This window comes from Pseudomonas sp. S2_B10, from assembly GCF_054668425.1.
Map to the genome: position 1 here is coordinate 4,989,171 of NZ_CP162768.1, position 25,816 is coordinate 5,014,986.

Sequence of the window (25,816 nt, forward strand, 5' to 3'; positions counted from 1 at the left end):
CCAGGCCCGCGCGGCTCAGGCCGGCAGCGGGCGGGTTTGGGTCGGGCTGCCGGCGGCCGGCGCGCTCGGCAGACGAGTCAGGCGCAGGGCGTTGAGCACCACGGTCAGCGAACTGATCGACATGCCGACCGCCGCCCACACCGGAGTGATCCAGCCGAGGGCGGCGAACGGCAACATGAGGCCATTGTACAGCGCCGCCCACAGCAGGTTTTCGATGATTACCCGGCGCGTGCGTCGCGCCAGCGTGAAGGCTTGCACCAGAGCGTCAAGGCGATTGGACAGCAACACTGCATCGGCGCTGGTTTTCGCCAGATCGGTGGCCGAGCCCATGGCCACGCTGATATCGGCCGCAGCCAGCACCGGCACGTCATTGACGCCGTCGCCGAGCATCAGCACCTTGCGCCCTTCCTTGTGCAGTTGCTGCAGCACTTGCAGTTTGTCATCGGGGCGCAAGCCGCCACGGGCCTCGTCGATGCCCAGTTCGGCGGCGACACTGGCGACCATCGGCGAACTGTCGCCGGACAACAGCAAGGTGCGCCAGCCCCGCGCTTTGCAGGCCGCGAGCAGGGCGGGGGCATCGTCACGCAGGCGATCGTCGAGGACGAACCATGCCAACGGCCCCTGAGTGTCGGCGAGCAGTAACCATTGTCCGGCTTCATCAGGCATTGACGGCAGCGCCGCGCCGCTCAGGGCGCAGGCAAATTCGGCCTGACCGATGCGCAAGCGTTGCTCACCGACCACGCCTTCCAGGCCCAGGCCTGGTGTGCTGTGCACGTCCTCAGCGGCCAGTGGCGCACGCCCGAAAGCGCGGGCGATCGGGTGTTCCGAACGGTTTTCCAGCGCAGCGGCAAGGCTCAGGCATTGTTCGCTGTCGAGCGCGCCGAGCGGGCGAATCGAGCGCAGCACCAAGCGGCCTTCGGTGAGCGTACCGGTCTTGTCGAAAATCACCGTGTCGATCTGGTTCAAGCCTTCCAGCACATGGCCGCGTGTCAGCAGCAGGCCGAGTTTGTGCAGGGTGCCGGTGGCGGCGGTGAGGGCGGTCGGCGTCGCCAGCGACAGCGCGCACGGGCAGGTCGCCACCAGCATGGCGAGGACGATCCAGAACGCCCGTGAAGAATCCAGCTGCCACCACAGCAGGCCGATCACTGCCGCCGCAATCAGCGACAGCAGCAAAAACCATTGCGCGGCGCGGTCGGCGATTTCTGCCAGACGCGGTTTCTCCGCCTGAGCGCGATCAAGCAGGCGCACGATCGCGGAGAGACGCGTGTCCTGTCCCAGCGCCTGCACTTGCACGGTCAATGCGCCTTCGACATTGAGCGTGCCCGCAGTAACAGCATCGCCGAGCGTGCGTGGCTGCGGCAGGTATTCGCCAGTCAGCAGCGATTCGTCGATGCTCGACTGACCGTCGATGATCTTGCCGTCAGCCGGCAGAATCGAGCCCGGCTGCACCAGAATCCGCTCACCCACACGCAACTCGCTGAGCAGGATGCGTTCGCTCTGGCCATCGCTATCCAGGCGCAGGCACGAGGCCGGTAACAGGTTGACCAATTGCGCGGTGGCAGCAGCGGTGCGTTCGCGGGCGCGGCGTTCCAGATAGCGTCCGGCGAGCAGAAACAGCGCGAACATGCCGACTGCATCGAAGTACAGCTCGCCGACCCCGGTGATCGATGTCCAGATCCCGGCGATGTAAGCGCTGCCGATCGCCAGTGAAACAGAAACGTCCATGGTCAGGTGGCGCGTACGCAAATCGCGCATCGCGCCTTTGAAGAACGGCGCGCAGCTGTAGAACACGATGGGTGTGGTCAGAAACAGCGCGACCCAGCGCAGGATCGTGTGCAGCTCGGGACTGAGGTCGATGTTGAATTCCGGCCAGGTGGCCATGGTCGCCATCATCGCCTGAAACCACAGCAACCCGGCGACGCCGAGCTGGCGCAGGGCCAGGCGATTCTCGCTGGCCAGCTGTTCGCTGGCGCGGTCGGCCTGGTACGGGTGGGCGGCGTAACCGATGTGGCGCAGCTCGGCGAGGATCTGGCTCAGCGGCAATTGTGCGTCGGCCCAGCGCACATGCAGGCGATGGTTGGACAGGTTCAACCGCGCTTCGGCGACGGCGGGCAGGGTGCGCAGGTGTTTCTCGATCAGCCAGCCGCAAGCGGCGCAACTGATGCCTTCCATCAACAGCGTGGTTTCAGCCAGATCGCCTTCGTGGCGCACGAAGGGCTGCTGCACGTCGGCGCGGTCGTACAGCGCCAGTTCATCGCTCAGTTGCACCGGCAGCGCTTCGGGATTGGCCGACGCTTCGCTGCGATGCTGGTAGTAGCTTTCCAGACCACCGGCGACGATGGCTTCGGCCACCGCCTGACAGCCCGGGCAGCAGAACTCGCGGGCCTGCCCGAGGACGACGGCGGTGAAGCGGCTGCCGGACGGGAGGGGCAGGGCGCAGTGGTAGCAGGGGATTGGACTGGTCATGGCATTGATGAGGGTGTGAGCCCTTGCATTGGGGGTGTTCGCTTGCCCTCACCCCAGCCCTCTCCCGGAGGGAGAGGGAGCCGATCGATGTGAGCCTGAAGAGCGGCTTCAGTCGCCGACATTGTCACTGTCATACGCCCCGCTTCCAAGCAACCGAGATCAGTCCCCTCTCCCTCCGGGAGAGGGCTAGGGTGAGGGGCTCTTGATTTTGATTCACTTCTTCAGATCTTCCGCACCCTGCAATGGCTCATCACCCAGCAGCAGTTCCTTGTCATGACTGACCAATTCTTCTTCAAACATGCGCCACACGTGCTCGTCCTGGCTGCCGAGCAACTCGACAAAGCGCCGCCCTTCGACCTTGTCGCTCAACTGGCCGATGTAGCGCCCGCTCTCGCTGCCACTGCGGGTCAGAACGATCTTGCGATCCTTCTCCGGCTGGGTCGGCGAGATCAGGTTCAGCTCCAGCGTTTGCGGCTGGCTGTCACCGTTCAAGCGCAAGTCGACTTCCCCGGTCGCATCATCCAGATGCACCGCTGCACGCAGCTTCAGGGTTTGCGCCAGCAGCTCGCGATCCAGTGAACGGTTGATGCCTTTGCCTGCTTCGTAATAGTTGTCGTTGACCAGATTGTCCGGGTTGTTCACCGCGATGGTCACCATCGACAGGGTCAAGGCCACCGAGCAGGCGAGAATCGCGATGATGATCCACGGCCAGAGGTGCTTGTACCAAGGACTTGCGGCGTTTGCAGCGGGCATGTTCAAAATTCTCTCAACGGATTTGTGGGCCGATGAATCGGCTCTTGGCTTCAACGTGGACGCTGTCGTCATCGGCATCCTTGAGGATGAATTTCACCTCGTTGGTGCTCGATGGCAGTTGTTCCGGTGCGCTGGACAACTCGACCGGCATGCTGACGATATCCCCGGCGGCAACCTTGATCTCGCGCTTGCCTTGCAGGCGCAGGTCCGGCAGGCCCTCGGCTTGCAGCAGGTAAGTGTGGTCGCGCTGATCCTTGTTCATGATCTTCAGGCTGTAGACGTTTTCGATCCGGCCTTCAGCGTTTTCGCGGTACAGCACGCGGTCTTTGCTGACGTCGAAGCCGACCAGTGAACGCATGAAGAACGCGGCGACCAACAGGCTGATCATCGCCAGCAGCACCACGGCGTAGCCGATCAGGCGCGGTCGCAGTTTATGGGTTTTCTGCCCGGAGAGGTTGTGTTCGGTGGTGTAGCTGATCAGCCCGCGCGGGTAATCCATCTTGTCCATGATGCTGTCGCAAGCGTCGATGCACGCCGCGCAGCCGATGCATTCGATCTGCAGGCCATCGCGGATGTCGATGCCGGTCGGGCAGACCTGCACGCACATCGTGCAGTCGATGCAATCGCCCAGCCCCAGGGCTTTGTAGTCGATGCCTTTCTTGCGCGGCCCACGGCTTTCGCCACGGCGCGGGTCGTAGGAAACGATCAGCGTGTCCTTGTCGAACATCACGCTCTGGAAGCGCGCATACGGGCACATGTAGATGCACACCTGCTCACGCAACCAACCGGCATTGCCGTACGTGGCGAGGGTGAAAAAACCGACCCAGAAATACGACCAGCCATCGGCCTGACCGGTGAAAAATTCGATGACCAGTTCGCGGATCGGCGAGAAGTAGCCGACAAAGGTCATGCCGGTGACAAAACCGATCAACAGCCACAGCGAATGTTTGGCCAGCTTGCGCAGGAATTTGTTGGCGCTCATCGGCGCCTTGTCGAGCTTGATGCGCTGGTTGCGGTCGCCTTCGGTGACCTTTTCGCACCACATGAAAATCCACGTCCACACGCTCTGCGGGCAGGTATACCCGCACCAGACGCGCCCGGCATAGACAGTGATGAAGAACAGGCCGAACGCGGCAATGATCAACAGGCCCGAGAGCAGGATGAAATCCTGTGGCCAGAAAGTCGCGCCGAAGATGAAGAACTTGCGCTCCGGCAGGTTCCACCACACCGCCTGATGACCGCCCCAGTTCAGCCACACTGTGCCGAAATACAGCAGAAACAACGCCGCACCGCCAAGCATCCGCAGATTGCGGAACAGGCCTGTGAAGGCACGGGTGTAGATTTTTTCTCGTGAGGCATAAAGATCGACGCTGTTGTTCGCGTTCTTGCTCGGTGGCGTGACGTCGTGTACCGGAATCTGATTGCTCATCATTGCATCCCACGGCAGTGGAAAAATGCCTCGGTCGATACGTGCCAACCGAGGTCAAAAAGGCTGTTGCAGTAGCGCGATGATACGCCTGCCGCTCTGGCTCAAGGGTGCGACCTTTGGTCGCGTTGGGTAAAAAATGCGGATGGTGTAGCGATTGCGCAAAAGCCTGACGCAGATCAATTGACTTGTTGAGTATGGACGCTTTTGCCGAAGTGGCTAGTTCATCCTTTCAATTGTTTGTTCACGCCACTGCCGTTGATTTCGCAAGTTGAATAACACCCGTGATTGTTTTCGTCCAGGCGACAACTCAGGCCGGACGCTACGGGTTTCTATTGATTCGTATGTTGTAAGTTGTTGGGTCTGAAATATATTCACTCGATTGTTGTAGGTGAAGGCTTTGAAGTTTTCGCGGTATTCGAATAAGTTCTGTTCGCGCGAAACTTCTTTTGCGTACCGAAAATTAATTGAAATGGAATTTCAAGCATGGCTTTGAATAAATTCATGAGCACCTTTATGGGTGCTTGTCTGGTAGCTTCGGCTATTACCGCTCAGGCTACAACTGGCATGCCGAAACATATGGTCTTTGCTTCGGATACTCAATATCCGTGGACAGACAAGACTGATATCCGCGAGCCCGAATCGGATTCAGAATTCACGGCGCGCTCGAAATGGCTGATTGAAACCCAACTTGCAAGCATTGCCGAATTCAGAAATCTACACGGCTCCCAAGCGCGGGTTCCTTTGATGATCAATGGCGATATAACCGCTTTTGGTCATGGCTGGCAGCGCTCGTTCATGAAGGATTCGCTGAACAGGCACTTCAAGGGTGAATATCTTTACGGCTTGGGCAATCACGACTATGAAAACAATGTTGATGATTGCTTTACCAATAACTGTGCTGCAGGAAGTATTGTCGAGTTCAAAGAACATCATGAAGGTAAAGTCGATAACTTTGATCTGAAAATCACTGACGGTTTTCTGAGCAGGACGTATGCCGGTAGTCTCGCCTATTCGAAAAATATCGGCGAAGTGCATATGGTTCAGCTTAATAACGAGCCGACCTACACCACCCGGATTGCTCATCCGTTGAACCCGACAACGTTCGAAATCAACGACGCACTGGACTGGCTCGAGACCGATCTGCGACTGGCGCGAGCGTCGGGCTACGCCATCATTATCAATATGCATAAACCCTTGCGGCACCAGGGCAGCCCCGAGCAGAAGAAGCGTTTCCATGACATGGTCAACAAGTACCAGGTGACGGCCATTTTCGCCGGCCACCTGCATACCGAGGGAGGAAGTTCCTACTGGGAAGGCAGCGTCCCCATGTATCTCAGCGGAAGCACCTCTCAGCAAACCTACCTGACTGCGAATTTCACCGAGGATCGCAAGCATTTGCAGATCTATCTGGTGAAGAACAACCAGTGGCGTGAGCGGACGCTGATCGATACCACGGTTGTGCATTCAATCTTTGCCCAACGCCCATGAAAAAAGCCCCGCCGGTGATAGGGCGGGGTGTTCAGCAGTCAGTTATTGGCAGCGATCCATGGGTTGATCAGATTGACGCCGCTGAGTTGAAAGTCCGCAATGTTGCGAGTTACCAGCGTAAGCCCGTGCACAAGCGCGGTGGCGGCGATCAAGGCGTCGCATTCACTGCTGCGGTCGGGAACATGCAATCGTGCGCACCGGGTGGCGACGCTGGTATCGACAGGCAGGATTCTTCCAGAGAACGCCGGTTTGACGTGATGTTCCAGCCAGTTGCGCAGCAGCTGGCCTTGTGAAGGGTCACGACGTTCGATACGCAGGGCGCCCGTTTCCAGTTCCAGCACAGTGATTGCAGATAGATACAGGCTGGCTGGGGAAACGCTGTTTGCCCATTTCACCACATGCCTGTCGGCTTGTTTTTTCCGCAGCTCGGAAACTACATTGGTATCCAGTAGGAACATCAGGAAAGGTCCACGCTGCGAGGAGTGATTACAGCGCGCTCGGGTTCGAATTCGATTTCAAGCGCATTCGGCATCGCCAGTAGCTCAACGATGCTGGTCTCGCAACCGGTCAGTTTCTGGTACTCCTCAATGCTGAGCAATACGTGGGCAGGCCTGCCTCGGTCAGTAATGATTACTGGACCTTGACGCGTGGCTTTTTTGGCTGCACTGGTGTCCTGATTGAACTCGCGGCTGGAAATGGTGGTGATGGCCATCATGTTTGGCCTCCAGAAATTCTGATGTAGGAACGTTACTATTTTGAGGTTTTCACCGCAATCGGAAAGGCAGGTCGGGGACGATCGGTTTGTCAATTTCATAAGGGCACCGGCGAAGGCGCCTCCCGCCAAGGCGTGAGGCACTGGATACAGGGCGTAAATTCGGTGTTTTTGCTGCCCTTGTCAGAGCAATCTACCGCCGCCGAGGCCGTCGAGTCCGCCACCGTTACCGGGGCTGTTCATGGTTTGCTGCGATACCTCGAGTAACGGTTTCACAGATGTTCGTTCGAAACCTGCCCTATGGGTAGAGCCGGGTCGAGGCTGATTTTGCAGTGTGCTTTGGTGATCTTTCGACATTGGGGCTTCATCCTTGAAGTGGACCCGATATGGCTTATCGGGGCGAAAAAAACCTACCGTGCATCTCAGCTCAGGTCCATCGAGCAACCGTTTCGAATCGTGAATGCCAGCATGAAAAAAGGCCCCGCCAATTCTCATTGGCGGGGCCTTTTTTGCTTCAAGCGTTGGCCTTACTCAGCCTTCGCCTCCGGTGTTTTTTCACCATGGGACAAACTGTAAACATACGCCGCCAGCAGGTGCACCTTGTCATTGCCCTGCAGTTGTTCCTGCGCAGGCATCTGGCCCTGACGACCGTAACGGATGGTCTGCTGCAGTTGCGCGAAGCTCGAGCCGTAGATGAATGCGCCCGGATGGGTCAGGTCAGGCGCACCCATGGCCGGCGTGCCTTTGCCGGCAGGGCCGTGGCAAGCCACGCAGTTGGCGGCGAAGAGTTTCTGGCCGTTGGCCGGGTCGGCCTTGGTGCCTTCCGGCAATTTACGGCCGTCGAGATTGGTCACCACGTAAGCAGCCACATCGGCCACGCCTTGCTCACCGATCACTTCCGCCCACGCCGGCATCACCGCGTGGCGGCCGCCCATGATGGTGGTCTTGATGGTTTCCGGCTCACCGCCCCAGCGCCAGTCGGCGTCGGTAAGGTTAGGGAAGCCATAGGCGCCCTTGGCGTCGGAACCGTGGCACACCGAGCAGTTGGACGCGAACAGACGGCCGCCCATTTTCAGTGCTTGCGGATCCTTGGCGACTTCTTCGATCGGCATCGCCGCGAACTTGGCGAAAATCGGACCGAAGCGCGCGTCCGAACGGGCCATTTCCTTTTCCCACTCGTGGACGCCGGTCCAGCCAGTCTGGCCGTTGGCGAACGCGGTCTGTTTCTCGGTATCCAGATAGTTGTAGCCCGGCAGCAGACCTTTCCAGTTGCCCAGACCCGGGTACAGCACCAGATAACCCAGGGCAAAAATGATGGTGCCGACGAACAGCATGAACCACCATTTCGGCAGCGGGTTGTCGTACTCCTCGATCCCGTCGAAGGAGTGGCCGACCGTCTCGTCCGTCTGTTCGCTGCGCTGGCCCTTGCGGGTCGACAGCAGCAGCCAGGTCAGGGCGAAGATCGTACCGAGACTGAGGACTGTGACGTACAGACTCCAGAATGTAGTCATTCTTTGTTACTCCTAGAAGCTTGCTCGACGTGCTTGATGGCTTCGGGATCATCGGCAAAAGGCAGCATGGTCGCATCGTCGAATTCCGACTTGCGCTTGGGGCTGAACACCCACAAGGCCAGACCGATGAAGGCCACCATCACGACCACGGTGCCCAGGCCTCGAATCATCCCGATATCCATCAGATTCACCGTTTGCTTTTGATGATGGTGCCCAGGCCTTGCAGATAGGCCACCAGCGCGTCCATTTCGGTTTTGCCCTTCACGGCATCCTGTGCACCGGCGATGTCTTCGTCGGTGTAAGGCACGCCGAGGGTGCGCAAGACTTCCATTTTTTTCGCGGTTTCCTTGCCGTCGAGCTTGTTTTCCACGAGGAACGGGTAAGCCGGCATTTTCGACTCGGGGACCACGTTGCGCGGGTTGTACAAGTGCGCACGTTGCCAGTCATCGGAGTAACGACCGCCCACACGGGCCAGATCCGGGCCGGTACGTTTGGAGCCCCACAGGAACGGGTGGTCCCAGACGCTTTCACCGGCGACCGAATAGTGGCCATAGCGTTCGGTTTCAGCGCGGAACGGGCGGATCATCTGCGAGTGGCAGCCGACACAACCGTTGGCGATGTACACGTCGCGGCCTTCCAGTTCCAGCGCCGAACGTGGCTTCATGCCCTCGACCGGCTTGTTGGTGACGTCCTGGAAGAACAGCGGAACGATTTGGGTCAGGCCACCGACGCTGACGGCGATGACCATGAAGAAGGCCAGCAGGCCAATATTCTTCTCGACAGCTTCATGCTTCATCAGTGAGCTCCAACGACGGCAATCTTGGCGGCGGCTTCGGCTTCAACCGGATCCGACGCACGGACAGTGCGGTACACGTTGTAAGCCATCAGCAGCATGCCGCTGGCAAAGAAAGCACCGCCCAGCGCGCGGACGATGAAGCCCGGGTGGCTGGCCTGCAGCGCTTCGACGAACGAGTAGGTGAGGGTGCCGTCATCGTTGATTGCACGCCACATCAGGCCCTGGGTGATGCCGTTGACCCACATCGACGCGATGTAGAGCACGGTACCGATGGTCGCAAGCCAGAAGTGCGCATTGATCAGCCCGGTGCTGTGCATCTGCGCCCGGCCGAACAGTTTCGGGATCATGTGGTAGATCGCGCCGATCGAGATCATCGCTACCCAACCGAGGGCGCCGGCGTGTACGTGGCCAATGGTCCAGTCGGTGTAGTGCGAGAGCGAGTTGACGGTCTTGATCGCCATCATCGGCCCTTCGAAGGTCGACATGCCGTAGAACGCCAGCGACACCACGAGGAAGCGCAGGATCGGGTCGGTGCGCAACTTATGCCAGGCGCCCGACAGGGTCATCATGCCGTTGATCATGCCGCCCCAGCTTGGCGCCAGCAGAATTATCGACATCGCCATGCCCAGCGATTGTGCCCAGTCCGGCAGGGCGGTGTAGTGCAGGTGGTGCGGGCCGGCCCAGATGTACAGGGTGATCAGCGCCCAGAAGTGCACGATCGACAGACGATAGGAGTAGATCGGGCGTTCGGCCTGTTTCGGCACGAAGTAGTACATCATCCCGAGGAAGCCGGTGGTGAGGAAGAAGCCCACCGCGTTGTGGCCGTACCACCACTGGATCATCGCGTCAGTGGCGCCGGAGTAGGCCGAGTACGACTTGAACAGGCTGACCGGCAGCGACATGTGGTTGACGATGTGCAGCATCGCGGTGACGACGATGAACGCGCCGTAGAACCAGTTGCCCACATAGATGTGCTTGGTTTTGCGCTTGGTGATGGTGCCGAAGAACACCAGACCGTAGGTGACCCAGACAATCGCCAGCAAAATGGCGATCGGCCATTCCAGCTCGGCGTATTCCTTGGTGGTGGTGTAACCCAGCGGCAAGGTAATGATTGCGCCGACGATGACCGCTTGCCAGCCCCAGAAGGTGAAGGCCGCGAGGCTGTCGGAAATCAGTCGCGTCTGGCAGGTTCGCTGCACGACATAGTAGGAAGTGGCAAACAGTGCACAACCGCCGAAGGCGAAAATCACCAGGTTTGTGTGCAACGGGCGCAAGCGTCCAAAGCTCGTCCACGGCAGACCGAAGTTCAATTCCGGCCAGACCAGTTGCGAGGCAATGAAGACACCGAGCCCCATGCCAAGGATCCCCCAGACCACCGTCATGATGGCGAACTGGCGGACTACCTTATAGTTATAAGCAGTCGGACTGATTGCTGTGCTCATTCTAAGGTTCCACGGTTTGGGTATTTTTATAGGGATAAAATCGGCCGCAAGTATGTATAAAGCAGGGGGTCATTGCAACGCGCCATGACCTGGGTCAATGCTTTCCAACGCTGATTCTGCGGCCTTTCCATGCGCCGCGTAGGGTCAAAAATGGCCTCTGACAAAATGTCGCAGTGCGCGTAAAAAGCTCGCAATCCGGATCGCCGTCAACGGTGCCCGTTCACAGGTCGTGATCGGGAAATTGCGGGCGATCGGCGCAACAGCCGTTATCTACCTGCGTTTGCGGCGAATCCATCAACCGGTTCACGGTGCGCATCGTTCGGGATTGATCTGGAAACCGACTTCAGCCGGTCCGCTTCGATGAAGCGTAGACCCGAATCCGGGGTTCCGAAAGGAGAGGATCCAAGGGGTGCGACAATGCGTCGCAAAGGGGCGGGAAACTGCCGCAGCGAGAAAGCTGCGGCAGTGGTGTACGCAATTGCTATTTCTTGTTGTCTTCAGTTATCAGTTTTTCTGTGTTCAATCCGTGGCTCAGGCTGTACACATAAGCGGCGAGCAATTGCACTTTATCGTTGCCCAGCAATTCGTTCTGCGCTGGCATATGCCCCTGACGACCATGGCGGATGGTCTGTTCCAGTTGGGTCAGGCTGGTGCCATAAATGAAGCCGGCCGGATGGGTCAGGTTTGGCGCGCCCATCGCCGCAGTGCCCTGGCCGGTGGCGCCATGACAAGCAACGCAAGTGGTACTGAACGCTTGCTGCCCGGCTTGCAGATCTGCCTTGCTGTCGGCAGGTAGCGGCAGGCCCGCCAGTTCGTGGCGCACATACGCGGCAACGTTTTTCACCCCAGCCTCACCGAGCACTTCGCCCCAGGCCGGCATGGCCGCCATGCGGCCGCCCATGATGGTGGTCTTGATCGTCTCGGCATCGCCGCCCCAGCGCCAGTCGCTGTCGGCAAGGTTAGGGAAGCCGAACGCGCCCTTGGCATCCGAGCCGTGGCACACCGAGCAATTGGAGGCGAACAGACGACCGCCCATTTTCAGCGCCTGCGGATCCTTGGCCACTTCTTCCACCGGCATGGCGGCAAACTTGGCGAAGATCGGCCCGAACCGGGCGTCCGCCTTGTTCATTTCCTTTTCCCATTCGTGCGCGCCGGTCCAGCCATCCTCATAGCCGGGCAGGATGCCTTTCCAGTTGCCCAGGCCCGGATAGAGAATCAGATAACCCACCGAGAACACCAACGTGCCGGCGAACAGCATGAACCACCACTGCGGCAGCGGGTTGTCGTACTCCTCGATGCCGTCGAAGCTGTGGCCCATGGTCTGGTCGACACTGCCCTTGGTCTCGCCCCGGCGCGTGCCGATCAGCAACCAGGTCAGGCCGATCAGGCTGCCAATGGTCAGTACGCAGATCCACGTACTCCAGAAGGTGGTCATGGCCGGGTACTCCTTGTTTCAGGGGCTGAAATTGTTTCGGGTAGTGGTTCGTCGGCGAACGGCAGCAGGCGTGCTTCGGCGAATTCCGGGGTGCGCTTGCGGTTGAACACCCACAAGGTCAGGCCGACGAACGCGACGAACACCACGACCGTGCCGAGACCGCGAATCAGGCCTGCACTCATTTCAATGACCATGACTCACCTCTTGCTCTTGATTGCAGTGCCGAGCACTTGCAGGTAGGAAACGAGGGCGTCCATTTCAGTCTTGCCCTTGAGGCTGGCGACCGCGCCGCTGATGTCGTCATCGGTATACGGCACGCCGAGGGTACGCATGGTTTTGAGCTTGGTTTCGGTGTGGCTGCTGTCGACCGCTTGGGTGACCAGCCACGGGTAGGCCGGCATCTTCGACTCCGGCACGACGTTGCGCGGGTTGTACAAGTGCGCGCGGTGCCAGTCATCCGAGTAACGCGCGCCGACCCGGGCGAGGTCCGGCCCGGTACGTTTCGAACCCCACAGGAACGGGTGATCCCAGACGCTTTCACCGGCCACCGAGTAGTGCCCGTAGCGTTCGGTTTCGGCGCGGAACGGACGGATCATCTGCGAGTGGCAACCGACGCAGCCTTCGCGGATGTAGATGTCGCGACCTTCCAGTTGCAGCGCGGTATAGGGCTTCATGCCCTCCACCGGTTTGTTGGTGACGTCCTGGAAGAACAGCGGGACGATCTGGGTCAGGCCGCCAATGCTCACGGCGAACACCATCAGCAGCATCAGCAGGCCGACGTTCTTTTCAATCGTTTCGTGTTTCATGGCGGACTCCTCAGGCCATCTGCGCGGCAGCGACGACGTCGGCAGGCTGCGAGGCCCGCACGGTGCGCCAGGTGTTGTAAGCCATCAGCAACATGCCGCTGAGGAAAATCGCCCCGCCGATCAGCCGCACGACAAAGCCCGGATGGCTGGCCACCAGGGTTTCGACGAAGGAATACGTCAGCGTGCCGTCCTCGTTGACTGCGCGCCACATCAGGCCCTGGGCGATGCCGTTGACCCACATCGAGGCGATGTAGAGCACGGTGCCGATGGTGGCCAGCCAGAAATGCGCATTGATCAGGCCGACGCTGTGCATCTGCGCTTTGCCGAAGATTTTCGGGATCATGTGGTACAGCGCGCCGATCGAGATCATCGCCACCCAGCCGAGTGCGCCGGCGTGTACGTGGCCGATGGTCCAGTCGGTGTAGTGGGAGAGGGCGTTGACAGTCTTGATGGCCATCATCGGACCTTCGAAGGTCGACATGCCGTAGAACGCCAGCGAGACCACGAGGAAACGCAGAATCGGGTCGCTGCGCAACTTATGCCAGGCGCCCGAGAGGGTCATCATGCCGTTGATCATGCCGCCCCAGCTCGGTGCCAGCAGGATCAGCGACATCACCATGCCCAGTGACTGTGCCCAGTCCGGCAGCGCGGTGTAGTGCAAGTGGTGCGGGCCGGCCCAGATGTACAGGGTGATCAAGGCCCAGAAGTGCACGATTGACAGGCGATACGAATACACCGGACGTTCGGCCTGTTTCGGCACGAAGTAATACATCATCCCGAGGAAACCGGCGGTGAGGAAAAAGCCCACAGCGTTGTGGCCGTACCACCACTGCACCATCGCGTCGGTTGCACCGGCGTACACCGAGTAGGACTTGGTGAAACTCACCGGCAACTCAAGGTTGTTGACGATGTGCAGAATCGCCACGGTGATGATGAACGCGCCGAAGAACCAGTTGCCCACATAAATGTGTTTGGTTTTGCGCTGCATGATCGTGCCGAAGAACACGATCGCATAGGCGACCCAGACGATGGTGATCAGGATGTCGATCGGCCATTCCAGCTCGGCATATTCCTTGGAACTGGTGTAACCCAACGGCAGGCTGATCGCCGCCAACAGGATCACCAGTTGCCAGCCCCAGAAGCAGAACGCGGCGATTTGCGGCGCGAACAATTGCGTCTGGCAGGTGCGTTGCACCGAATAAAAAGAGCTGGCGAACAGCGCGCAGCCACCGAAGGCGAAGATCACCGCGTTGGTGTGCAGCGGGCGCAGACGGCCGAAACTGGTCCAGGGCAAATTGAAGTTGAGTTCCGGCCAGACCAATTGCGCCGCGAGAAAAACCCCGAGGCCCATGCCGACGATGCCCCACACCACCGTCATAATGGCGAATTGGCGGACCACCTTGTAGTTGTAGGCGGTACTGATAGAAGTGTTCATGGTTCCCCATCCACGGTTCAGCCGAAGTGAGCGCGCGCAAACGACGCGAATCCTTCGCCTGGAGTTATAGGCAGACTAAAAGCGAGGCAAGCATGGACAAACAGCACAAGGCCAGTATTGACGGGGATCAATGGGCGCAGTGTGTGCTCGATCATGGGTGGCTTTGGGATGCCGCTGTTGGTGAGGCTTCGGCAACCTTGATTCTGGCGCACGGGGCGGGGGCGCCGATGGATAGCGACTGGATGAACGACATGGCTGGGCGCCTTGCCGGGCTTGGGGTCAATGTGTTGCGCTTTGAGTTTCCGTATATGGCGCAGCGGCGGGTGGATGGGGTTAAGCGGCCGCCGAATCCTGCGCCGAAACTGTTGGATTGCTGGCGGGAGGTGTTTGCGCTTGTGCGGCGTCATGTCGCTGGGCCGTTGGCGATTGGCGGAAAGTCCATGGGTGGGCGGATGGCGAGTCTGGTGGCGGATGAGTTGGGGGTGGATGCGTTGGTGTGTCTGGGGTATCCGTTTTATGCGGTGGGGAAGCCGGAGAAACCGCGGGTTGAGCATTTGGCTGGTTTGAAGACTCGGACGTTGATTGTGCAGGGAGAGCGGGATGCTCTGGGGAATCGCGAGGCGGTTGAGGGGTATTCGTTAGCGCCGGGGATTGAGGTGTTTTGGTTGGTGGCGGGGGATCATGATTTGAAGCCGCTCAAGGCTTCTGGCTTTGCGCATTCCGATCATTTGGCGGGTGCTGCGCAGAAGGTGGCTGAATTTCTCGGTGACTGATTTTGAGCCGGGCCGGGATTTTGCGTTGCATGAAGACCTGCTCCCTTTCCCCCTCGCCCCCTTGGGGGAGAGGGTTGGGGTGAGGGGGCTAGCTTTTGATCTTGCTCTTGGGGGCATATCCGTTGATTCGGGAGCTGCGGCTGGCGGTTTCGCCTGACGGCGACTTACTTTTTTACAAGCGCCAAAAAAAGTAAGCAAAAAACGCTAGCTCCTGCGTTCGGCCCTCGCAGGCTCGGGTCCCTTCGCTCCGGGACTGATCCGGGCGCAGCGGCTCCGGTTTGCTTCGCTGCACCTCCTTCCGCTGTGTCTGGCTGCGCCAGACGGTCGCTGCGCTCCCACCCCCGGATCAATCCCTCCACTCAGCCTTCCGACGTCGCCGGTGGATCAGGATCAAGAGCACTCGAGCTTGCGCTCATTGTTGAGTGGTGCGGCTTCGCCGCGGGCAGCTGCGCTGCCTTGCTTTTCTGTGGGAGCGAGCCTGCTCGCGATGGCGGTCTCCCAGTCGACCAATCTCTACCGTTTGGACCAAATCCCTGTGGGAGCTGGCTTGCCAGCGATGGCGGCCTCCAAGCCGACCAATCCTCACTGACGTAGCCGATCCAAATGTGGGAGCGAGCCTGCTCGCGAAGGCGGCCTGACAGCCGACCTGATTCTTCCTGATGTACACCGCGCTCCTTGGAGAAGTGAGCCAGCTCGCGATGGCGGTCTCCCAGTCGACCAATCTCTACCGTTTGGACCAAATCCCTGTGGGAGCTGGCTTGCCAGCGATGGCAGCCTCCAAGCCGACCAATCCCCCACTGATGTACCCGATCCAAATGTGGGAGCGAGCCTGCTCGCGAAAGCTCCCTTCCAGACGACATCAAACCACCTGCCTGTCAGAGGCAATCTCTGAACTTAAACATCATCAAATACCAATGTTTAAACTACACGACCCGTTACGCCATCCCGGCTACAACTCCTTGCGCCATTGCCTACGCCTACGCCAGAATCCGCCGGCTTACGCGTCTAGGCGGCGGGCTATATCGTTTGTCTGTCACTGAGAAACAGTGATGGGGTTTGGTAGCCCGCGTCGAAACCGTTGTATAGCGTCACCGTATGCAGTCCCGTTTCGGGGCTCGACTTTTATGGTGGGCATGCGTGGGGCTCCTTTGTGAGCGCCGGGTTTCCTGTTTCGACCGGTCTACCAACCTGCGTATGACCACCACCTTTCGTTTGGTAGCGAGGGTGTTGGCTCCCAATATTCGAAACCGGAGTACGCCCATGTTCAAAGTCACCCCAAACCCGCCACTCCCCCACGACCGCGCACTCGATCCACAAAAAATCCAGGAAGCCACCGACCGCGCCCTCGATTACTACCTCAAACCCGAAGATCTGGCCGCTCCACCAAGCTCTCCAAAATATCGCCCGGTCTATGTCGTGGACCCCACGCTGGATGACGAAACCCTGTTGGTCGAGGCCTGCGAGTCGCTTTCATACGCGCATGCCATGGCCGGTAACATCGCCAACTCGATAGGCGGCCCGGAACGCAAACCACTGCTGGCGCTGCAACAGGTGATCATGCTCAACGAACTGTTGGTCAATCGACTGCTGGATAAGCTGAAGTTGCCTCAATAATTTCATTGGCTGTTATGGCCTCTTCGCGAGCAGGCTCGCTCCCACAGAGGATTGGTGTCTGGCACCTAATCTGTGATCACCGCAGATCCAATGTAGGAGTGAGCCTGCTCGCGAAGCGCCATACGGCTGAAAGGGCGGGGATGCAATCTGATCGAAACGTTGTCGCGAAAAATCACAAATCATCCCTAAGCAAGTTGAAAGTACCTATAGGCTGCGTTCGGTATCCATGGCTTTTGAACTTTGCTTCAAATGTACCTTTAGCAATCCCCTTGGTGGGATGGATGTCGATAGTGACCGTGGCTTCATCAGCATCAACATAAGTAAATCCATAAAACCCAGAGGGTCCAGGTGACGAGTGGCCGTGCTGGAATGTCAGCCCGTCTTCTAGCGTATAGGTTTTATGGAACGGGGCGTCACTGGTATAGGGGATCGAGAAAGAGTAGAGAAAGATGTTCTTCTCCTCCAGCGTTCCTGTGGACCCTGAGATTGACCAGCTCTTTTCGCCCGTCGGAATAAAATGACGTAGTTCAAAAGAAATTATAGTGGCCGTTGTTTCAGGGTTGGTGCCGAATTGCCAAGTGAAAACATTAGACTGTTTTGGAATGGCACCTGGTTTTGGGATGAGGATGCTATGTTTGCTCATTTTTTAGCTCCTTGGTCATATCGTGATAATGAAAACCATCTGTTCAACGATTTATAGATATGCCCCTGAAACTTGAATGTCTACTGTAAGACCTGACAGTAGACATACGCTGTGTTCTGTGGATTTCCGCCAGGATTTCCGAATGTGCAGCGCAAAACTTTCTGATGAAGTTCAATATTAGATGTTTCGGTTTGGCAGGCGGCGCAATGGATGACTGAACTACTCAAGCGCAGTCTCAACCTACTCAAATCCTATTGAGTAGTTCATTGACACAACAAAAAACCCGGAAAGCTCACGCCATCCGGGTTTTTTCATTCCAGCCTTCCAATCAGCGGTTAAACCGCGCCACCAACGAATACTGCGTGTTGGCGGTCTTCGTCAGTTCTTCACTGAGCAACGCCGAGTTGTGCGCTTGTTCCGAGGTTTGATCGGCCAGTTCCGAAATATTGCTGATGTTGCGGCTGATCTCTTCAGCCACGGCACTTTGCTCTTCGGTCGCGGCGGCGATCTGGGTGGTCATGTCGGTGATATTGGCCACTGCTTCGCTGATGCCGACCAGTGCCTGATCCGCTTCCAGAACCCGGGCCACGCCTTCTTCGGCCTGGCGATGCCCGGCTTCCATGGTTTGCACGGCGCTGGAGGCAGTCTGTTGCAACTTGGCGATCAGGGCATGAATCTGCCCGGTGGATTCGCTGGTGCGTTGCGCCAGTTGGCGGACTTCGTCAGCCACTACCGCAAAACCACGGCCCATTTCACCGGCACGCGCCGCTTCAATCGCAGCGTTGAGGGCGAGCAGGTTGGTCTGGTCGGCGATGCCTTTGATCACGTCGACCACGCCGCCGATTTCGTCGCTGTCCTTGGCCAGTTGCGTCACGGTCAGGCCGGTTTCGCCGACGACTACCGACAGGCGCTGAATCGCTTCGCGGGTTTCCCCGGCAATGTCGCGGCCACGCCCGGTCAGGCGGTTGGCTTCCTGGGTGGCGTCAGCGGTGCGCTGTACGTGGCTGGCGACTTCCTGGGTGGTGGCGGCCATCTGGTTGACGGCGGTGGCGACCTGTTCGGTTTCCACGCGCTGGCGTTCCAGGCCGGTTGAGCTGTTGTGTGCCAGGGCGTCGGACTGCTTGGCCTGTTCGGTCAAGTGCTCGGCGGTGTCCTGCAGGCGGGTCAGGCAGGTTTTCAGGCGCGCTTCCTGGCTGAGGATCGACATTTCCAGACGCGCCTGGGCGCCACGGCTGTCGGTGTACATCTGCGCGATCAGCGGGTCGGAGGTGGTCTGTTCGGCCAGGCGCAGCAGGCGCTTGAGCCCGCGTTGCTGCCATTGCAGGCCCATCAGGCCCAACGGCACCGAAAGACCGGCGGCGAGGGCGAAGCCCCACTGCGAGTTCAGCGTCGCGCCAATCATGAAGCTCAGTTGGCTGACCAGAATGAACGGCAGCCAGTCCTGCAGGATCGGCAGCCATTTGTCCGTCGATGGAATCGCCGACTTGCCCTGGTTGATGCGTTGGTAGAGCGCTTCGGCGCGGCGGATCTGTTCGGCGGTGGGCTTGACGCGCACGGACTCGTAACCGATCACCTGGCTGCCATCGAACACCGGTGTGACATAGGCGTTAACCCAATAGTGGTCACCGGATTTGCAGCGATTCTTGACGATGCCCATCCATGGCAAGCCTTGTTTCAGTGTGCCCCACATGTGCGAGAACACCGCCGATGGCACGTCAGGGTGGCGGACCAGATTGTGCGGCGCACGGATCAGTTCCTCCCGCGAAAACCCGCTGATCTCGACAAAATCGTCGTTACAGTAGGTGATCATGCCCTTGGCATCGGTGGTGGAAATCAACCGTTGCTGAGCTGGAAAGGTCCGCTCGCGTTGTGTAATGGGCTGGTTGTTACGCATGGTTTTTCAATCCGCAAGGCTTTGAATGGTTGTCGGCGCCGACAGGTTTTTATTGAAGTTTTTTTTCAGATTTAAGTACGGCGTCGCAAAACCGCGCTTGCGTCAACTGGCCAGCATCGGATAAGTGAACAGGCCGAAGTGCAACAGGTTCAGGCCGAAATGGGTGGCGATCGCCGCGCCCAGTCCGCCGAAACGGTAGGCCAGACCATAGCCGACCCCGGCCAGTCCCGCCAGCAACACCCAGGTCCAGCCAGCGCCGGCATGCACCAGACCAAACAACAGCGAGGCCAACAGCAGCGCGAGGTTGTCGCCGTAGGGCAGGTGCTTGAGGCGACGGCTCAGCCCGCCCTGTATATAGCCGCGAAACAGCGCTTCCTCGACCAGCGTCACCAGTAGCAGATTGTTCAGCACCCACAGCCAGGCCTGATCCGGCCATTTCGGTGCCCAGGCGATCACGCCAAGTAAAAGCGCGCCGCCGAGGGCGAGAATCGCGCACAGCGTCAGGGCGAGGGCGGTGGCATAGACCGTCAGGCGCAACGATCGCCGCGCGACGATCCACGGACAAACCAGCAGCAACCAGAAGCCCACCAGCGGTTTGTCGAGATTGAAGTACATCGCGAACGGCACGGCGTTGTCAGTGAAACGTTGCGGATTGATCACGCGGCCGTTGGCGAAGCCCGGCAGCCAGTGCAGCGCCAGTGCCACGGCCAGAACGATGAACAGGCCATGGCCGAGCCAACGCGCGACTGGCACTTGTTGCTGGCGCACGGCGAATGCGGCGAACAGCAAAAGCCCCACGGAGATCAATGCGAGCCAACCGAGCTGGCCGTAGCTCAGGGCCAATCCGTAACCGAGGCCGAGCAACGCGAGGTAGAGCCAGGGCAGCGCCTTCATCGAAAGTCCTTGTGCGAGATTTCTGGAAGGGGCTTTCTACACGGGCGAGGGAGGTGGGACAAGTGAAGGTGTGGCAGTCATGCCAGACACAAATCAAATGTGGGAGCGAGCCTGCTCGCGAATGCGGTCTTCCAGATGACGTCACTGGCGCCTGACACTCCGCCTTCGCGAGCAGGCTCGCTCCCACAGGTTTTGCATTCGGCTGGATATCAGCGCAGGCCCAGTTTGGCCGCTGCGCGTTCGGTAATCTCGGTACGCAGCTTCAACGACGGCACCGCGCGCAACCGCGCTTCATCGACCACCGCGATCGGCGCCACGTCCGGGCTGCCGGCATTGAACGGCGGCGCCGGGGCATATTCCAGTTGCAACTGCACCAGTTGCGCCGTATCGGCATCGACCAGTTCCGCCGCCAGCACCAAGGCGAAATCGATGCCAGCGGTAATTCCGCCACCGGTAAACAGATTGCCGTCGCGTACCACCCGATCCTTCACCGCAACCGCGCCCAGCGTCGGCAGCAACTCGTGATAGGCCCAGTGCGTAGTCGCGCGCTTGCCCTGTAGCAGGCCAGCCGCGCCAAGCACCAGCGAGCCGGTGCACACCGAGGTCACGTAACGTGCCTGGGCGGCCTGATGTTTAATGAAGTCCAGCGTCTGCTGATCTTCCATCAACGGCCCGACGCCACTGCCGCCGGGCACGCAGATTACGTCCAGATCCGGGCAATCCTCGAAAGTTGTAGTCGGTTTCAGCAGCAGCCCGGTGCTGGATGTCACTGGCATCAGATCCTTCCAGATCAGGTGGATCTGCACGCCGGGCAACGAGGCGAGGACGTCGTAGGGGCCGGTGAGGTCGAGTTGCTGGACCTGCGGGAATAACAGAAAACCGATCTGCAGCGTCATCGTTCTTGCTCCGTTGAAAGAAGTGGACGACTTCACTGTAGGCGGGTAGGTTCTGGCGCATACGCCAATCACCCCACGAATTACGCCAAATGCCCAAATCCATTCACGTCCTCGCGTTTGCCAATATGCAGATTCTCGATGTCACCGGGCCGCTGCAGGTGTTCGCCTCGGCCAACGATCTGGCTCGCCAGCGCGGTTTGCCCACACCCTATGCGCCGAGCGTGATCGCCAGCGGTGGCGGGGCGGTGCTGTCATCGGCGGGGTTGGCGGTGCTCGCAGAACCGTTGCCGCAAACGCCCAGCGATACCTTGATCATCTCGGGTGGCTGGGGCATTTATGCGGCATCGGAAGATCTGCAACTGGTCGACTGGGTACGCGAACATGCGCGCGGCTGCCGGCGCGTGGCTTCGGTATGCACCGGGGCCTTTCTACTCGCGGCCAGCGGCTGGCTCGATGGCCGCCGCGTGGTTACCCACTGGACGCGCTGCGAGCAACTGGCCGCGCAACATCCCAATCTGCACGTGGAAGCCAATCCGATTTTCATCAACGACGGCCCGGTGTGGACTTCCGCCGGTGTCACGGCAGGCATCGATCTGGCGTTGGCCATGGTCGAAGAAGACCTCGGCCGCGATATCGCCCTCGACGTCGCCCGGCACTTGGTCGTCTTCCTGAAACGCCCGGGCGGACAGTCGCAGTTCAGCGTGACGCTGTCGCTGCAACAACAGGGCAACCGCTTCGATGAACTGCACGCCTGGATCGCCGAGAACCTGACCTGCGACCTCGGCATCCCGACCCTCGCCGAACAGGCTGGCATGAGCGAACGCAGCTTCATCCGCCACTACCGCGCCGACACCGGCCAGACCCCGGCGCGGGCGATCGAATTGATCCGCGTCGAAACCGCCCGCCGACTGCTCAGCGATACCGGTTTGCCGGTGAAACGCATCGCCGCCAATTGCGGGTTTGGCAGTGAAGAGACGCTGCGGCGCAGTTTTCTGCGAGCGATTGGCGTGACGCCGCAGGCTTATCGGGAGCGGTTTTCGGTCAGCGTTGCAGCAGATCCAGTATTGCCTTGAGGGTTTCCTGCGGCGCTTCTTCGGGAATGTTGTGGCCGACACCCGCGAGCACGCGCCGCTCATAAAAGCCGTTGAAATGCTCGGCATCTTCATCAATCAGCGAAGGCGGGCCGACGCCATCATCGCCACCGCACAGCGAAATACTCGGCACGCTGATCACCGGCTGTGTGGCCAGCGCTTCTTCCATCCACTCCAGGGCTGGATCGCCCGGGGCGTAGCCGAAGCGATGCCGATAGGAATGAATCACCACGTCGACAAAGTCAGGATTATCAAAAGCGCCAGCGGTCAGCGGGTAGCGTTCGTCCTTTCGCGCCCATGTCGGCGACCACAGCCGCCAAAGCAACTGACACAACGCCCGGCGATTCTGCTTAAGTCCTTCGACGCCACGCGGCGTGTGGAAGTAGTACTGATACCAGAGCCGATGCTCGTCTTCCGGGTCCAACGGCTGGTTCGCATGGGCGATGTCCTGCACGAGGTAGCCGTCGCCGCTGACCAGTCCGCGCACCCGCGCCGGAAACAACGCCGCGACAATACACGCTGCCCGACCGCCCCAGTCATAACCGCAAAGCGTGGCCTGTTCGATGCCCAGCGCATCCATCAGATCGAGCAAGTCCTGCGCCATCGCAGCTTGCTGACCGGAGCGCAGGGTTTGCGCACTGTTGAACCGGGTCGGCCCGTAACCGCGCAAGTACGGCACGATGACGCGGTAGCCTCGCGCGGCCAGCGCCGGGGCGACTTCGTCGAAGGTGCGCGGGGAATAGGGGAAGCCGTGGAGCAGAATTACCGGGGCGCCGTTGTTCGGACCGTGCTGTTCGTAGGCAATGGTCAGGGTTGGGGTAAGAACGCTCTCGATCATGACGAACCACTCCGTTTGAATCGTATTCAGACACTCTGGATCTGCGAACGGAATGCGGGTCACCGCTGCGCAGGTTTCACCATGAATATGGGCCTGAGCCAGTTGTCTGGCATGCAGGCCCGTTGTGGAAACATACCTGTCGATCAGAGATCGGTCTGACAAGCGCTGGCGAAAAAGCGCTCAACGCTACGGCTGCCAGGAACTCTTCTCGCCACTCAGCTTGCGATCAAGAAAACTCGCCGCACTGATCAACGCCAGATGCGTCAGCGCTTGCGGCGTGTTGCCCAGGTGCCGCCCATGGCTGTCGAACTCTTCGGCGTATAGCCCAAGCGGATTGGCATATCGCAGCAATTGCTCGAACTCCAGGTGGGCTTTTTCCACCTGGCCGGCGCGGGCCAGGCATTCGACGTACCAGAACGAACACGCGGCGAACGCGCCTTCGGTGCCGCTGAGGCCATCGATGTTGGCGTCCTCGTTGCGATAGCGATAGACCATGCCGTCACGCACCAGGGTTTTTTCGATTGCTTCCAGAGTCGACAGCCAGCGCGGATCCTTGGCGCTGACGAAGCGTACCAGCGGCATCAGCAGCATCGAGCCATCCAGTGCGGTGCCGCCCTTGTACTGAACGAAATGCCCGCGCTCTTCGTCCCAGAAGTTGTCCCAGATGTCGGTGTAGATCGCTTGCCGGGTGTCATCCCAACGGGCGAACGGCGCCGGCAGCGAACGCTTGGAAGCCAGACGGATCGCCCGGTCCAGCGCCACCCAGCACATCAGCCGCGAGTGCAGGAAATGATGGGTCTCACCGCGCATTTCCCAGATGCCGACATCTTCGCTCTGCCAGTTTTCGCAGACCTGATCGACCACTTCGCCGACATGCCGCCAGCCTTCGTGGGAGATCGCATCACCGTACTTGTTGACCAGATACACCGCGTCCATCAGCTCGCCGAAGATGTCCAGCTGGACCTGATCGTAGGCACCATTGCCGATGCGCACCGGTTGCGCGCCGCCGTGGCCGGCCAGATGCGTCAGCTTGGTTTCCGGCAATTCCTGCTGGCCATCGATGGCATAGAGGATGTTGAGTTTCATCGGTTTGCCACAGCAATCGCTGACCCGTCCGCGCAGCCATTGCATGTAGTGGTTGGCTTCATCGACAAAGCCCAGGCGCATGAACGCGTAAACGGTGAACGAGGCATCGCGGATCCACGTGTAGCGGTAATCCCAATTGCGCTCGCCGCCGGGAGTTTCCGGCAGGCCGAAGGTGGCGGCGGCGAGAATCGCACCGTGGCGACGCGAGGTCAGCAGTTTCAGGGCGAGGGCGGAGCGATTGACGATTTCCCGCCAGCGCCCGCGATAGTTGGATTGGCCGATCCAGCCGCGCCAGTATTTGAGGGTGCGCTCCATGCACAACTCGCCGGCGCCTTCGGCAAAACGCGGATCGTCGCTGCCGCCGAGCATGAACGCGGCGGTCTCATTGTGCTTGAGGGTGAACTGCGCGACGGCCGCTTGCGCATCGATTTGCAGTGCTTGATCTGAAGCCAGGCGTATCGACGGCTGGCCAGCGGCGTGGAACGTTACGTCTTTTTCGTTCATCTCTGCCCGGGTGTCGGCGCGGCCATAGTCGTGGCGCACCGCGCAACGCAGATTGAACGTCGCCGAGCCGCTGACCACGCGCACCCGGCGCATCAGCAGCGGCAGGGCGTCGACATCGTCCCCGATGGGCAACAGATCGGTGATTTCCACCACTGCGTGTTCGCTTAGCCAACGGGTCTGCAAGACGTTGGTGTCGGGCAGATAAATCTGTTCCCGGCGCGCATCCGGCAAGTCCGGCGCGAGCTGGAAAATCCCTGCTTGCGGGGTGTCGAGCAGCGAGCAGAAGATCGTCGGGCTGTCGAACTCCGGCCAGCAGAAAAAATCCACGCTGCCCTTGTCGTTGACGAGTGCGGCGCTGCGCATGTCGCCGATGATGCCGTGGGCACCGATGGGACTTTGTTGTTCCATTTCAGGCTCAGCCATTGCCGCGAAACTCCGGATATAGGCTCATCCCGCCATCGATGAACAGGGTGGTGCCGACGACGTAATCGGACAGGTCGCAAGCGAGGAAAACCACTGCGTTGGCAACATCCTCGACATCGCCAATGCGTCCATAGGGAATCAGCTCAAGAAGTTTGTCGCCGGCCGCGCCTTCAGTGGCTTCTGTGTTGATGGCCGTGCTGATCGCACCGGGCGCGATGCTGTTGATACGGATGCGCTGGTGGCTGACTTCCTGAGCGAGGCTCTGCATCAACTGATCGACGCCGCCCTTGGACGCCGCGTAATTGACATGCCCGGCCCATGGAATGCGCTGGTGCACCGAGCTCATGTGAATGATCTTGCCCGCCGCGCGCGACACGCCCTCGCGCACGCCCTGACGCTGAAAAATCCGCAACGCCTCCCGCGCGCAGAGGAACTGCCCGGTGAGGTTGACGCCGATCACCGTGTTCCAGTCGTCGAGGGTCATGTCCACGGCGGCAGCGTCTTTTTGCAGACCGGAGTTGGCCACCAGAATGTCCAGCGAGCCGAAGGCTTCGACGGTCTCGGCGAACAGCCGCTCGACCTCGTCCTCTTTCGAAACATCGGCGCCGATAGCGAGGGCCTTGCCGCCCTTGGCGTTGATTTGCGCGGCCAGTTCTTCCGCAGGTTCAGCGCTGCTGTTGTAGTTGATCACGACCGCAGCACCGGCCGCAGCGAGTGCTTTGGCGGCGGCATGGCCGATGCCGGAGCTGGCACCCGTGACCAGCGCCACCTGATGAGCGAGGGAAATCTGCATGACGATTCGCGCCTTGGTTCCAGAGACTTAAGTAGCTGACTGATGGCAGACGCTGAGAGTTCATTTGCTGGATGCGGTGATTGCGCCGGCCCCT

Annotated in this window: 24 protein-coding genes; 4 read left to right on the plus strand and 20 right to left on the minus strand. The window is 59.8% G+C overall.

Annotation, left to right across the window (positions count from 1 at the left end):
- Positions 1-15 precede the first annotated feature (15 nt).
- From AB4O45_RS22315 to ccoG, 3 genes are all read right to left on the minus strand, one after another.
- A complete protein-coding gene (locus AB4O45_RS22315) occupies positions 16-2,466 on the minus strand; it encodes a heavy metal translocating P-type ATPase (protein WP_460160548.1) in 2,451 nt (816 codons plus the stop codon).
- 213 nt (positions 2,467-2,679) lie between these two features.
- Entirely contained in the window at positions 2,680-3,219 is a 540-nt protein-coding gene (locus tag AB4O45_RS22320) for a FixH family protein (protein ID WP_460160549.1), read from the minus strand.
- Between the two features lie 13 nt (positions 3,220-3,232).
- Positions 3,233-4,648 (minus strand): cytochrome c oxidase accessory protein CcoG, encoded by a 1,416-nt coding sequence (ccoG, locus tag AB4O45_RS22325; RefSeq protein ID WP_073474016.1) that lies wholly within the window; start codon positions 4,646-4,648, stop codon positions 3,233-3,235.
- Between the two features lie 483 nt (positions 4,649-5,131).
- On the opposite strand from ccoG, the gene AB4O45_RS22330 reads away from it, so the two are divergent.
- Positions 5,132-6,136, plus strand: a complete 1,005-nt coding sequence (locus tag AB4O45_RS22330) for a metallophosphoesterase family protein (RefSeq protein WP_457263795.1) — start codon at positions 5,132-5,134, stop codon at positions 6,134-6,136.
- Positions 6,137-6,174: 38 nt separating this feature from the next.
- On the opposite strand, the gene AB4O45_RS22335 is transcribed toward AB4O45_RS22330, so the two are convergent.
- The 10 genes from AB4O45_RS22335 to ccoN (AB4O45_RS22380) form a co-directional block, all read right to left on the minus strand.
- Positions 6,175-6,594 (minus strand): type II toxin-antitoxin system VapC family toxin, encoded by a 420-nt coding sequence (locus tag AB4O45_RS22335; protein ID WP_252869093.1) that lies wholly within the window; start codon positions 6,592-6,594, stop codon positions 6,175-6,177.
- Positions 6,594-6,848 carry a type II toxin-antitoxin system Phd/YefM family antitoxin gene (locus tag AB4O45_RS22340; RefSeq protein WP_056786773.1) on the minus strand — a complete coding sequence of 85 codons (255 nt, stop codon included), beginning with the start codon at positions 6,846-6,848 and terminating at the stop codon, positions 6,594-6,596. The genes AB4O45_RS22335 and AB4O45_RS22340 overlap by 1 nt, the downstream gene beginning before the upstream one ends.
- A 527-nt stretch (positions 6,849-7,375) precedes the next feature.
- Positions 7,376-8,359 carry a cytochrome-c oxidase, cbb3-type subunit III gene (gene ccoP / locus AB4O45_RS22345; RefSeq protein WP_150741399.1) on the minus strand — a complete coding sequence of 328 codons (984 nt, stop codon included), beginning with the start codon at positions 8,357-8,359 and terminating at the stop codon, positions 7,376-7,378.
- Positions 8,356-8,541 (minus strand): CcoQ/FixQ family Cbb3-type cytochrome c oxidase assembly chaperone, encoded by a 186-nt coding sequence (locus AB4O45_RS22350; protein ID WP_016775513.1) that lies wholly within the window; start codon positions 8,539-8,541, stop codon positions 8,356-8,358. The genes ccoP (AB4O45_RS22345) and AB4O45_RS22350 overlap by 4 nt, the downstream gene beginning before the upstream one ends.
- A 5-nt stretch (positions 8,542-8,546) precedes the next feature.
- The gene (ccoO, locus tag AB4O45_RS22355; RefSeq protein WP_007917161.1) at positions 8,547-9,155 is read right to left on the minus strand and encodes a cytochrome-c oxidase, cbb3-type subunit II; all 609 of its coding nucleotides are present in this window, start codon (positions 9,153-9,155) and stop codon (positions 8,547-8,549) included.
- Positions 9,155-10,597 carry a cytochrome-c oxidase, cbb3-type subunit I gene (gene ccoN, locus AB4O45_RS22360; RefSeq protein WP_024012334.1) on the minus strand — a complete coding sequence of 481 codons (1,443 nt, stop codon included), beginning with the start codon at positions 10,595-10,597 and terminating at the stop codon, positions 9,155-9,157. Before ccoN (AB4O45_RS22360) ends, ccoO (AB4O45_RS22355) begins: the two co-directional genes overlap by 1 nt.
- Before the next feature lie 481 nt (positions 10,598-11,078).
- Positions 11,079-12,032: a cytochrome-c oxidase, cbb3-type subunit III gene (gene ccoP / locus AB4O45_RS22365; protein WP_460160550.1), complete on the minus strand. Its 954-nt coding sequence runs from the start codon at positions 12,030-12,032 to the stop codon at positions 11,079-11,081.
- Entirely contained in the window at positions 12,029-12,226 is a 198-nt protein-coding gene (locus tag AB4O45_RS22370) for a cbb3-type cytochrome oxidase subunit 3 (RefSeq protein WP_016773878.1), read from the minus strand. Before AB4O45_RS22370 ends, ccoP (AB4O45_RS22365) begins: the two co-directional genes overlap by 4 nt.
- Before the next feature lie 3 nt (positions 12,227-12,229).
- On the minus strand, positions 12,230-12,838 hold the full coding sequence (gene ccoO / locus AB4O45_RS22375) for a cytochrome-c oxidase, cbb3-type subunit II (RefSeq protein ID WP_003223389.1): 609 nt from the start codon (positions 12,836-12,838) through the stop codon (positions 12,230-12,232).
- A 10-nt stretch (positions 12,839-12,848) separates the two neighbouring features.
- Positions 12,849-14,273, minus strand: a complete 1,425-nt coding sequence (gene ccoN, locus AB4O45_RS22380) for a cytochrome-c oxidase, cbb3-type subunit I (RefSeq protein ID WP_024012337.1) — start codon at positions 14,271-14,273, stop codon at positions 12,849-12,851.
- Between the two features lie 92 nt (positions 14,274-14,365).
- On the opposite strand from ccoN (AB4O45_RS22380), the gene AB4O45_RS22385 reads away from it, so the two are divergent.
- Together AB4O45_RS22385 and AB4O45_RS22390 are read left to right on the plus strand one after the other, a co-directional pair.
- On the plus strand, positions 14,366-15,046 hold the full coding sequence (locus AB4O45_RS22385; protein ID WP_460160551.1) for an alpha/beta family hydrolase: 681 nt from the start codon (positions 14,366-14,368) through the stop codon (positions 15,044-15,046).
- A gap of 1,260 nt (positions 15,047-16,306) precedes the next feature.
- Complete coding sequence (locus AB4O45_RS22390) at positions 16,307-16,660, plus strand: DUF6124 family protein (RefSeq protein WP_460160552.1); 354 nt, start codon at positions 16,307-16,309, stop codon at positions 16,658-16,660.
- 172 nt (positions 16,661-16,832) lie between these two features.
- Here the strand turns inward: AB4O45_RS22390 and AB4O45_RS22395 are convergent, their stop codons facing one another.
- The 4 genes from AB4O45_RS22395 to inhA all read right to left on the minus strand — a co-directional run bounded on the left by AB4O45_RS22395 (position 16,833) and on the right by inhA (position 20,987).
- Positions 16,833-17,303: a hypothetical protein gene (locus AB4O45_RS22395; protein WP_305382568.1), complete on the minus strand. Its 471-nt coding sequence runs from the start codon at positions 17,301-17,303 to the stop codon at positions 16,833-16,835.
- Between the two features lie 328 nt (positions 17,304-17,631).
- Positions 17,632-19,197, minus strand: a complete 1,566-nt coding sequence (locus AB4O45_RS22400) for a methyl-accepting chemotaxis protein (RefSeq protein ID WP_460160553.1) — start codon at positions 19,195-19,197, stop codon at positions 17,632-17,634.
- A gap of 102 nt (positions 19,198-19,299) precedes the next feature.
- Positions 19,300-20,091 (minus strand): CPBP family intramembrane glutamic endopeptidase, encoded by a 792-nt coding sequence (locus AB4O45_RS22405; RefSeq protein ID WP_252879767.1) that lies wholly within the window; start codon positions 20,089-20,091, stop codon positions 19,300-19,302.
- Between the two features lie 209 nt (positions 20,092-20,300).
- Complete coding sequence (inhA, locus tag AB4O45_RS22410; RefSeq protein ID WP_460160554.1) at positions 20,301-20,987, minus strand: isonitrile hydratase; 687 nt, start codon at positions 20,985-20,987, stop codon at positions 20,301-20,303.
- Between the two features lie 89 nt (positions 20,988-21,076).
- Between inhA and AB4O45_RS22415 the strand changes: the two genes are divergently transcribed.
- Entirely contained in the window at positions 21,077-22,060 is a 984-nt protein-coding gene (locus AB4O45_RS22415; protein WP_460160555.1) for a GlxA family transcriptional regulator, read from the plus strand.
- Here the strand turns inward: AB4O45_RS22415 and AB4O45_RS22420 are convergent.
- From AB4O45_RS22420 to AB4O45_RS22430, 3 genes are all read right to left on the minus strand, one after another.
- Complete coding sequence (locus tag AB4O45_RS22420) at positions 22,029-22,916, minus strand: alpha/beta fold hydrolase (protein ID WP_460160556.1); 888 nt, start codon at positions 22,914-22,916, stop codon at positions 22,029-22,031. The two genes, AB4O45_RS22415 and AB4O45_RS22420, sit on opposite strands and share 32 nt — an antisense overlap.
- Positions 22,917-23,102: 186 nt before the next feature.
- Complete coding sequence (locus AB4O45_RS22425) at positions 23,103-24,929, minus strand: glycoside hydrolase family 15 protein (RefSeq protein ID WP_460160557.1); 1,827 nt, start codon at positions 24,927-24,929, stop codon at positions 23,103-23,105.
- Entirely contained in the window at positions 24,922-25,722 is an 801-nt protein-coding gene (locus tag AB4O45_RS22430) for an SDR family oxidoreductase (RefSeq protein ID WP_460160558.1), read from the minus strand. Before AB4O45_RS22430 ends, AB4O45_RS22425 begins: the two co-directional genes overlap by 8 nt.
- Positions 25,723-25,816 lie beyond the last annotated feature (94 nt).

Bases quoted from the DNA above. Each gene is read 5' to 3' on its own strand.
- ccoN (WP_024012334.1), bottom strand. From the start codon at position 10,597: ATGAGCACAGCAATCAGTCCGACTGCTTATAACTATAAGGTAGTCCGC.
- AB4O45_RS22420 (WP_460160556.1), bottom strand. From the start codon at position 22,916: ATGATCGAGAGCGTTCTTACCCCAACCCTGACCATTGCCTACGAACAG.
- AB4O45_RS22430 (WP_460160558.1), bottom strand. From the start codon at position 25,722: ATGCAGATTTCCCTCGCTCATCAGGTGGCGCTGGTCACGGGTGCCAGC.
- ccoN (WP_024012337.1), bottom strand. From the start codon at position 14,273: ATGAACACTTCTATCAGTACCGCCTACAACTACAAGGTGGTCCGCCAA.
- AB4O45_RS22330 (WP_457263795.1), top strand. From the start codon at position 5,132: ATGGCTTTGAATAAATTCATGAGCACCTTTATGGGTGCTTGTCTGGTA.
- AB4O45_RS22315 (WP_460160548.1), bottom strand. From the start codon at position 2,466: ATGACCAGTCCAATCCCCTGCTACCACTGCGCCCTGCCCCTCCCGTCC.
- AB4O45_RS22415 (WP_460160555.1), top strand. From the start codon at position 21,077: ATGCCCAAATCCATTCACGTCCTCGCGTTTGCCAATATGCAGATTCTC.
- AB4O45_RS22400 (WP_460160553.1), bottom strand. From the start codon at position 19,197: ATGCGTAACAACCAGCCCATTACACAACGCGAGCGGACCTTTCCAGCT.
- ccoG (WP_073474016.1), bottom strand. From the start codon at position 4,648: ATGAGCAATCAGATTCCGGTACACGACGTCACGCCACCGAGCAAGAAC.
- AB4O45_RS22385 (WP_460160551.1), top strand. From the start codon at position 14,366: ATGGACAAACAGCACAAGGCCAGTATTGACGGGGATCAATGGGCGCAG.
- AB4O45_RS22320 (WP_460160549.1), bottom strand. From the start codon at position 3,219: ATGCCCGCTGCAAACGCCGCAAGTCCTTGGTACAAGCACCTCTGGCCG.
- AB4O45_RS22335 (WP_252869093.1), bottom strand. From the start codon at position 6,594: ATGTTCCTACTGGATACCAATGTAGTTTCCGAGCTGCGGAAAAAACAA.
- AB4O45_RS22370 (WP_016773878.1), bottom strand. From the start codon at position 12,226: ATGGTCATTGAAATGAGTGCAGGCCTGATTCGCGGTCTCGGCACGGTC.
- ccoP (WP_460160550.1), bottom strand. From the start codon at position 12,032: ATGACCACCTTCTGGAGTACGTGGATCTGCGTACTGACCATTGGCAGC.
- ccoO (WP_007917161.1), bottom strand. From the start codon at position 9,155: ATGAAGCATGAAGCTGTCGAGAAGAATATTGGCCTGCTGGCCTTCTTC.
- AB4O45_RS22405 (WP_252879767.1), bottom strand. From the start codon at position 20,091: ATGAAGGCGCTGCCCTGGCTCTACCTCGCGTTGCTCGGCCTCGGTTAC.
- AB4O45_RS22340 (WP_056786773.1), bottom strand. From the start codon at position 6,848: ATGGCCATCACCACCATTTCCAGCCGCGAGTTCAATCAGGACACCAGT.
- AB4O45_RS22350 (WP_016775513.1), bottom strand. From the start codon at position 8,541: ATGGATATCGGGATGATTCGAGGCCTGGGCACCGTGGTCGTGATGGTG.
- ccoP (WP_150741399.1), bottom strand. From the start codon at position 8,359: ATGACTACATTCTGGAGTCTGTACGTCACAGTCCTCAGTCTCGGTACG.
- AB4O45_RS22390 (WP_460160552.1), top strand. From the start codon at position 16,307: ATGTTCAAAGTCACCCCAAACCCGCCACTCCCCCACGACCGCGCACTC.
- ccoO (WP_003223389.1), bottom strand. From the start codon at position 12,838: ATGAAACACGAAACGATTGAAAAGAACGTCGGCCTGCTGATGCTGCTG.
- inhA (WP_460160554.1), bottom strand. From the start codon at position 20,987: ATGACGCTGCAGATCGGTTTTCTGTTATTCCCGCAGGTCCAGCAACTC.
- AB4O45_RS22425 (WP_460160557.1), bottom strand. From the start codon at position 24,929: ATGGCTGAGCCTGAAATGGAACAACAAAGTCCCATCGGTGCCCACGGC.
- AB4O45_RS22395 (WP_305382568.1), bottom strand. From the start codon at position 17,303: ATGAGCAAACATAGCATCCTCATCCCAAAACCAGGTGCCATTCCAAAA.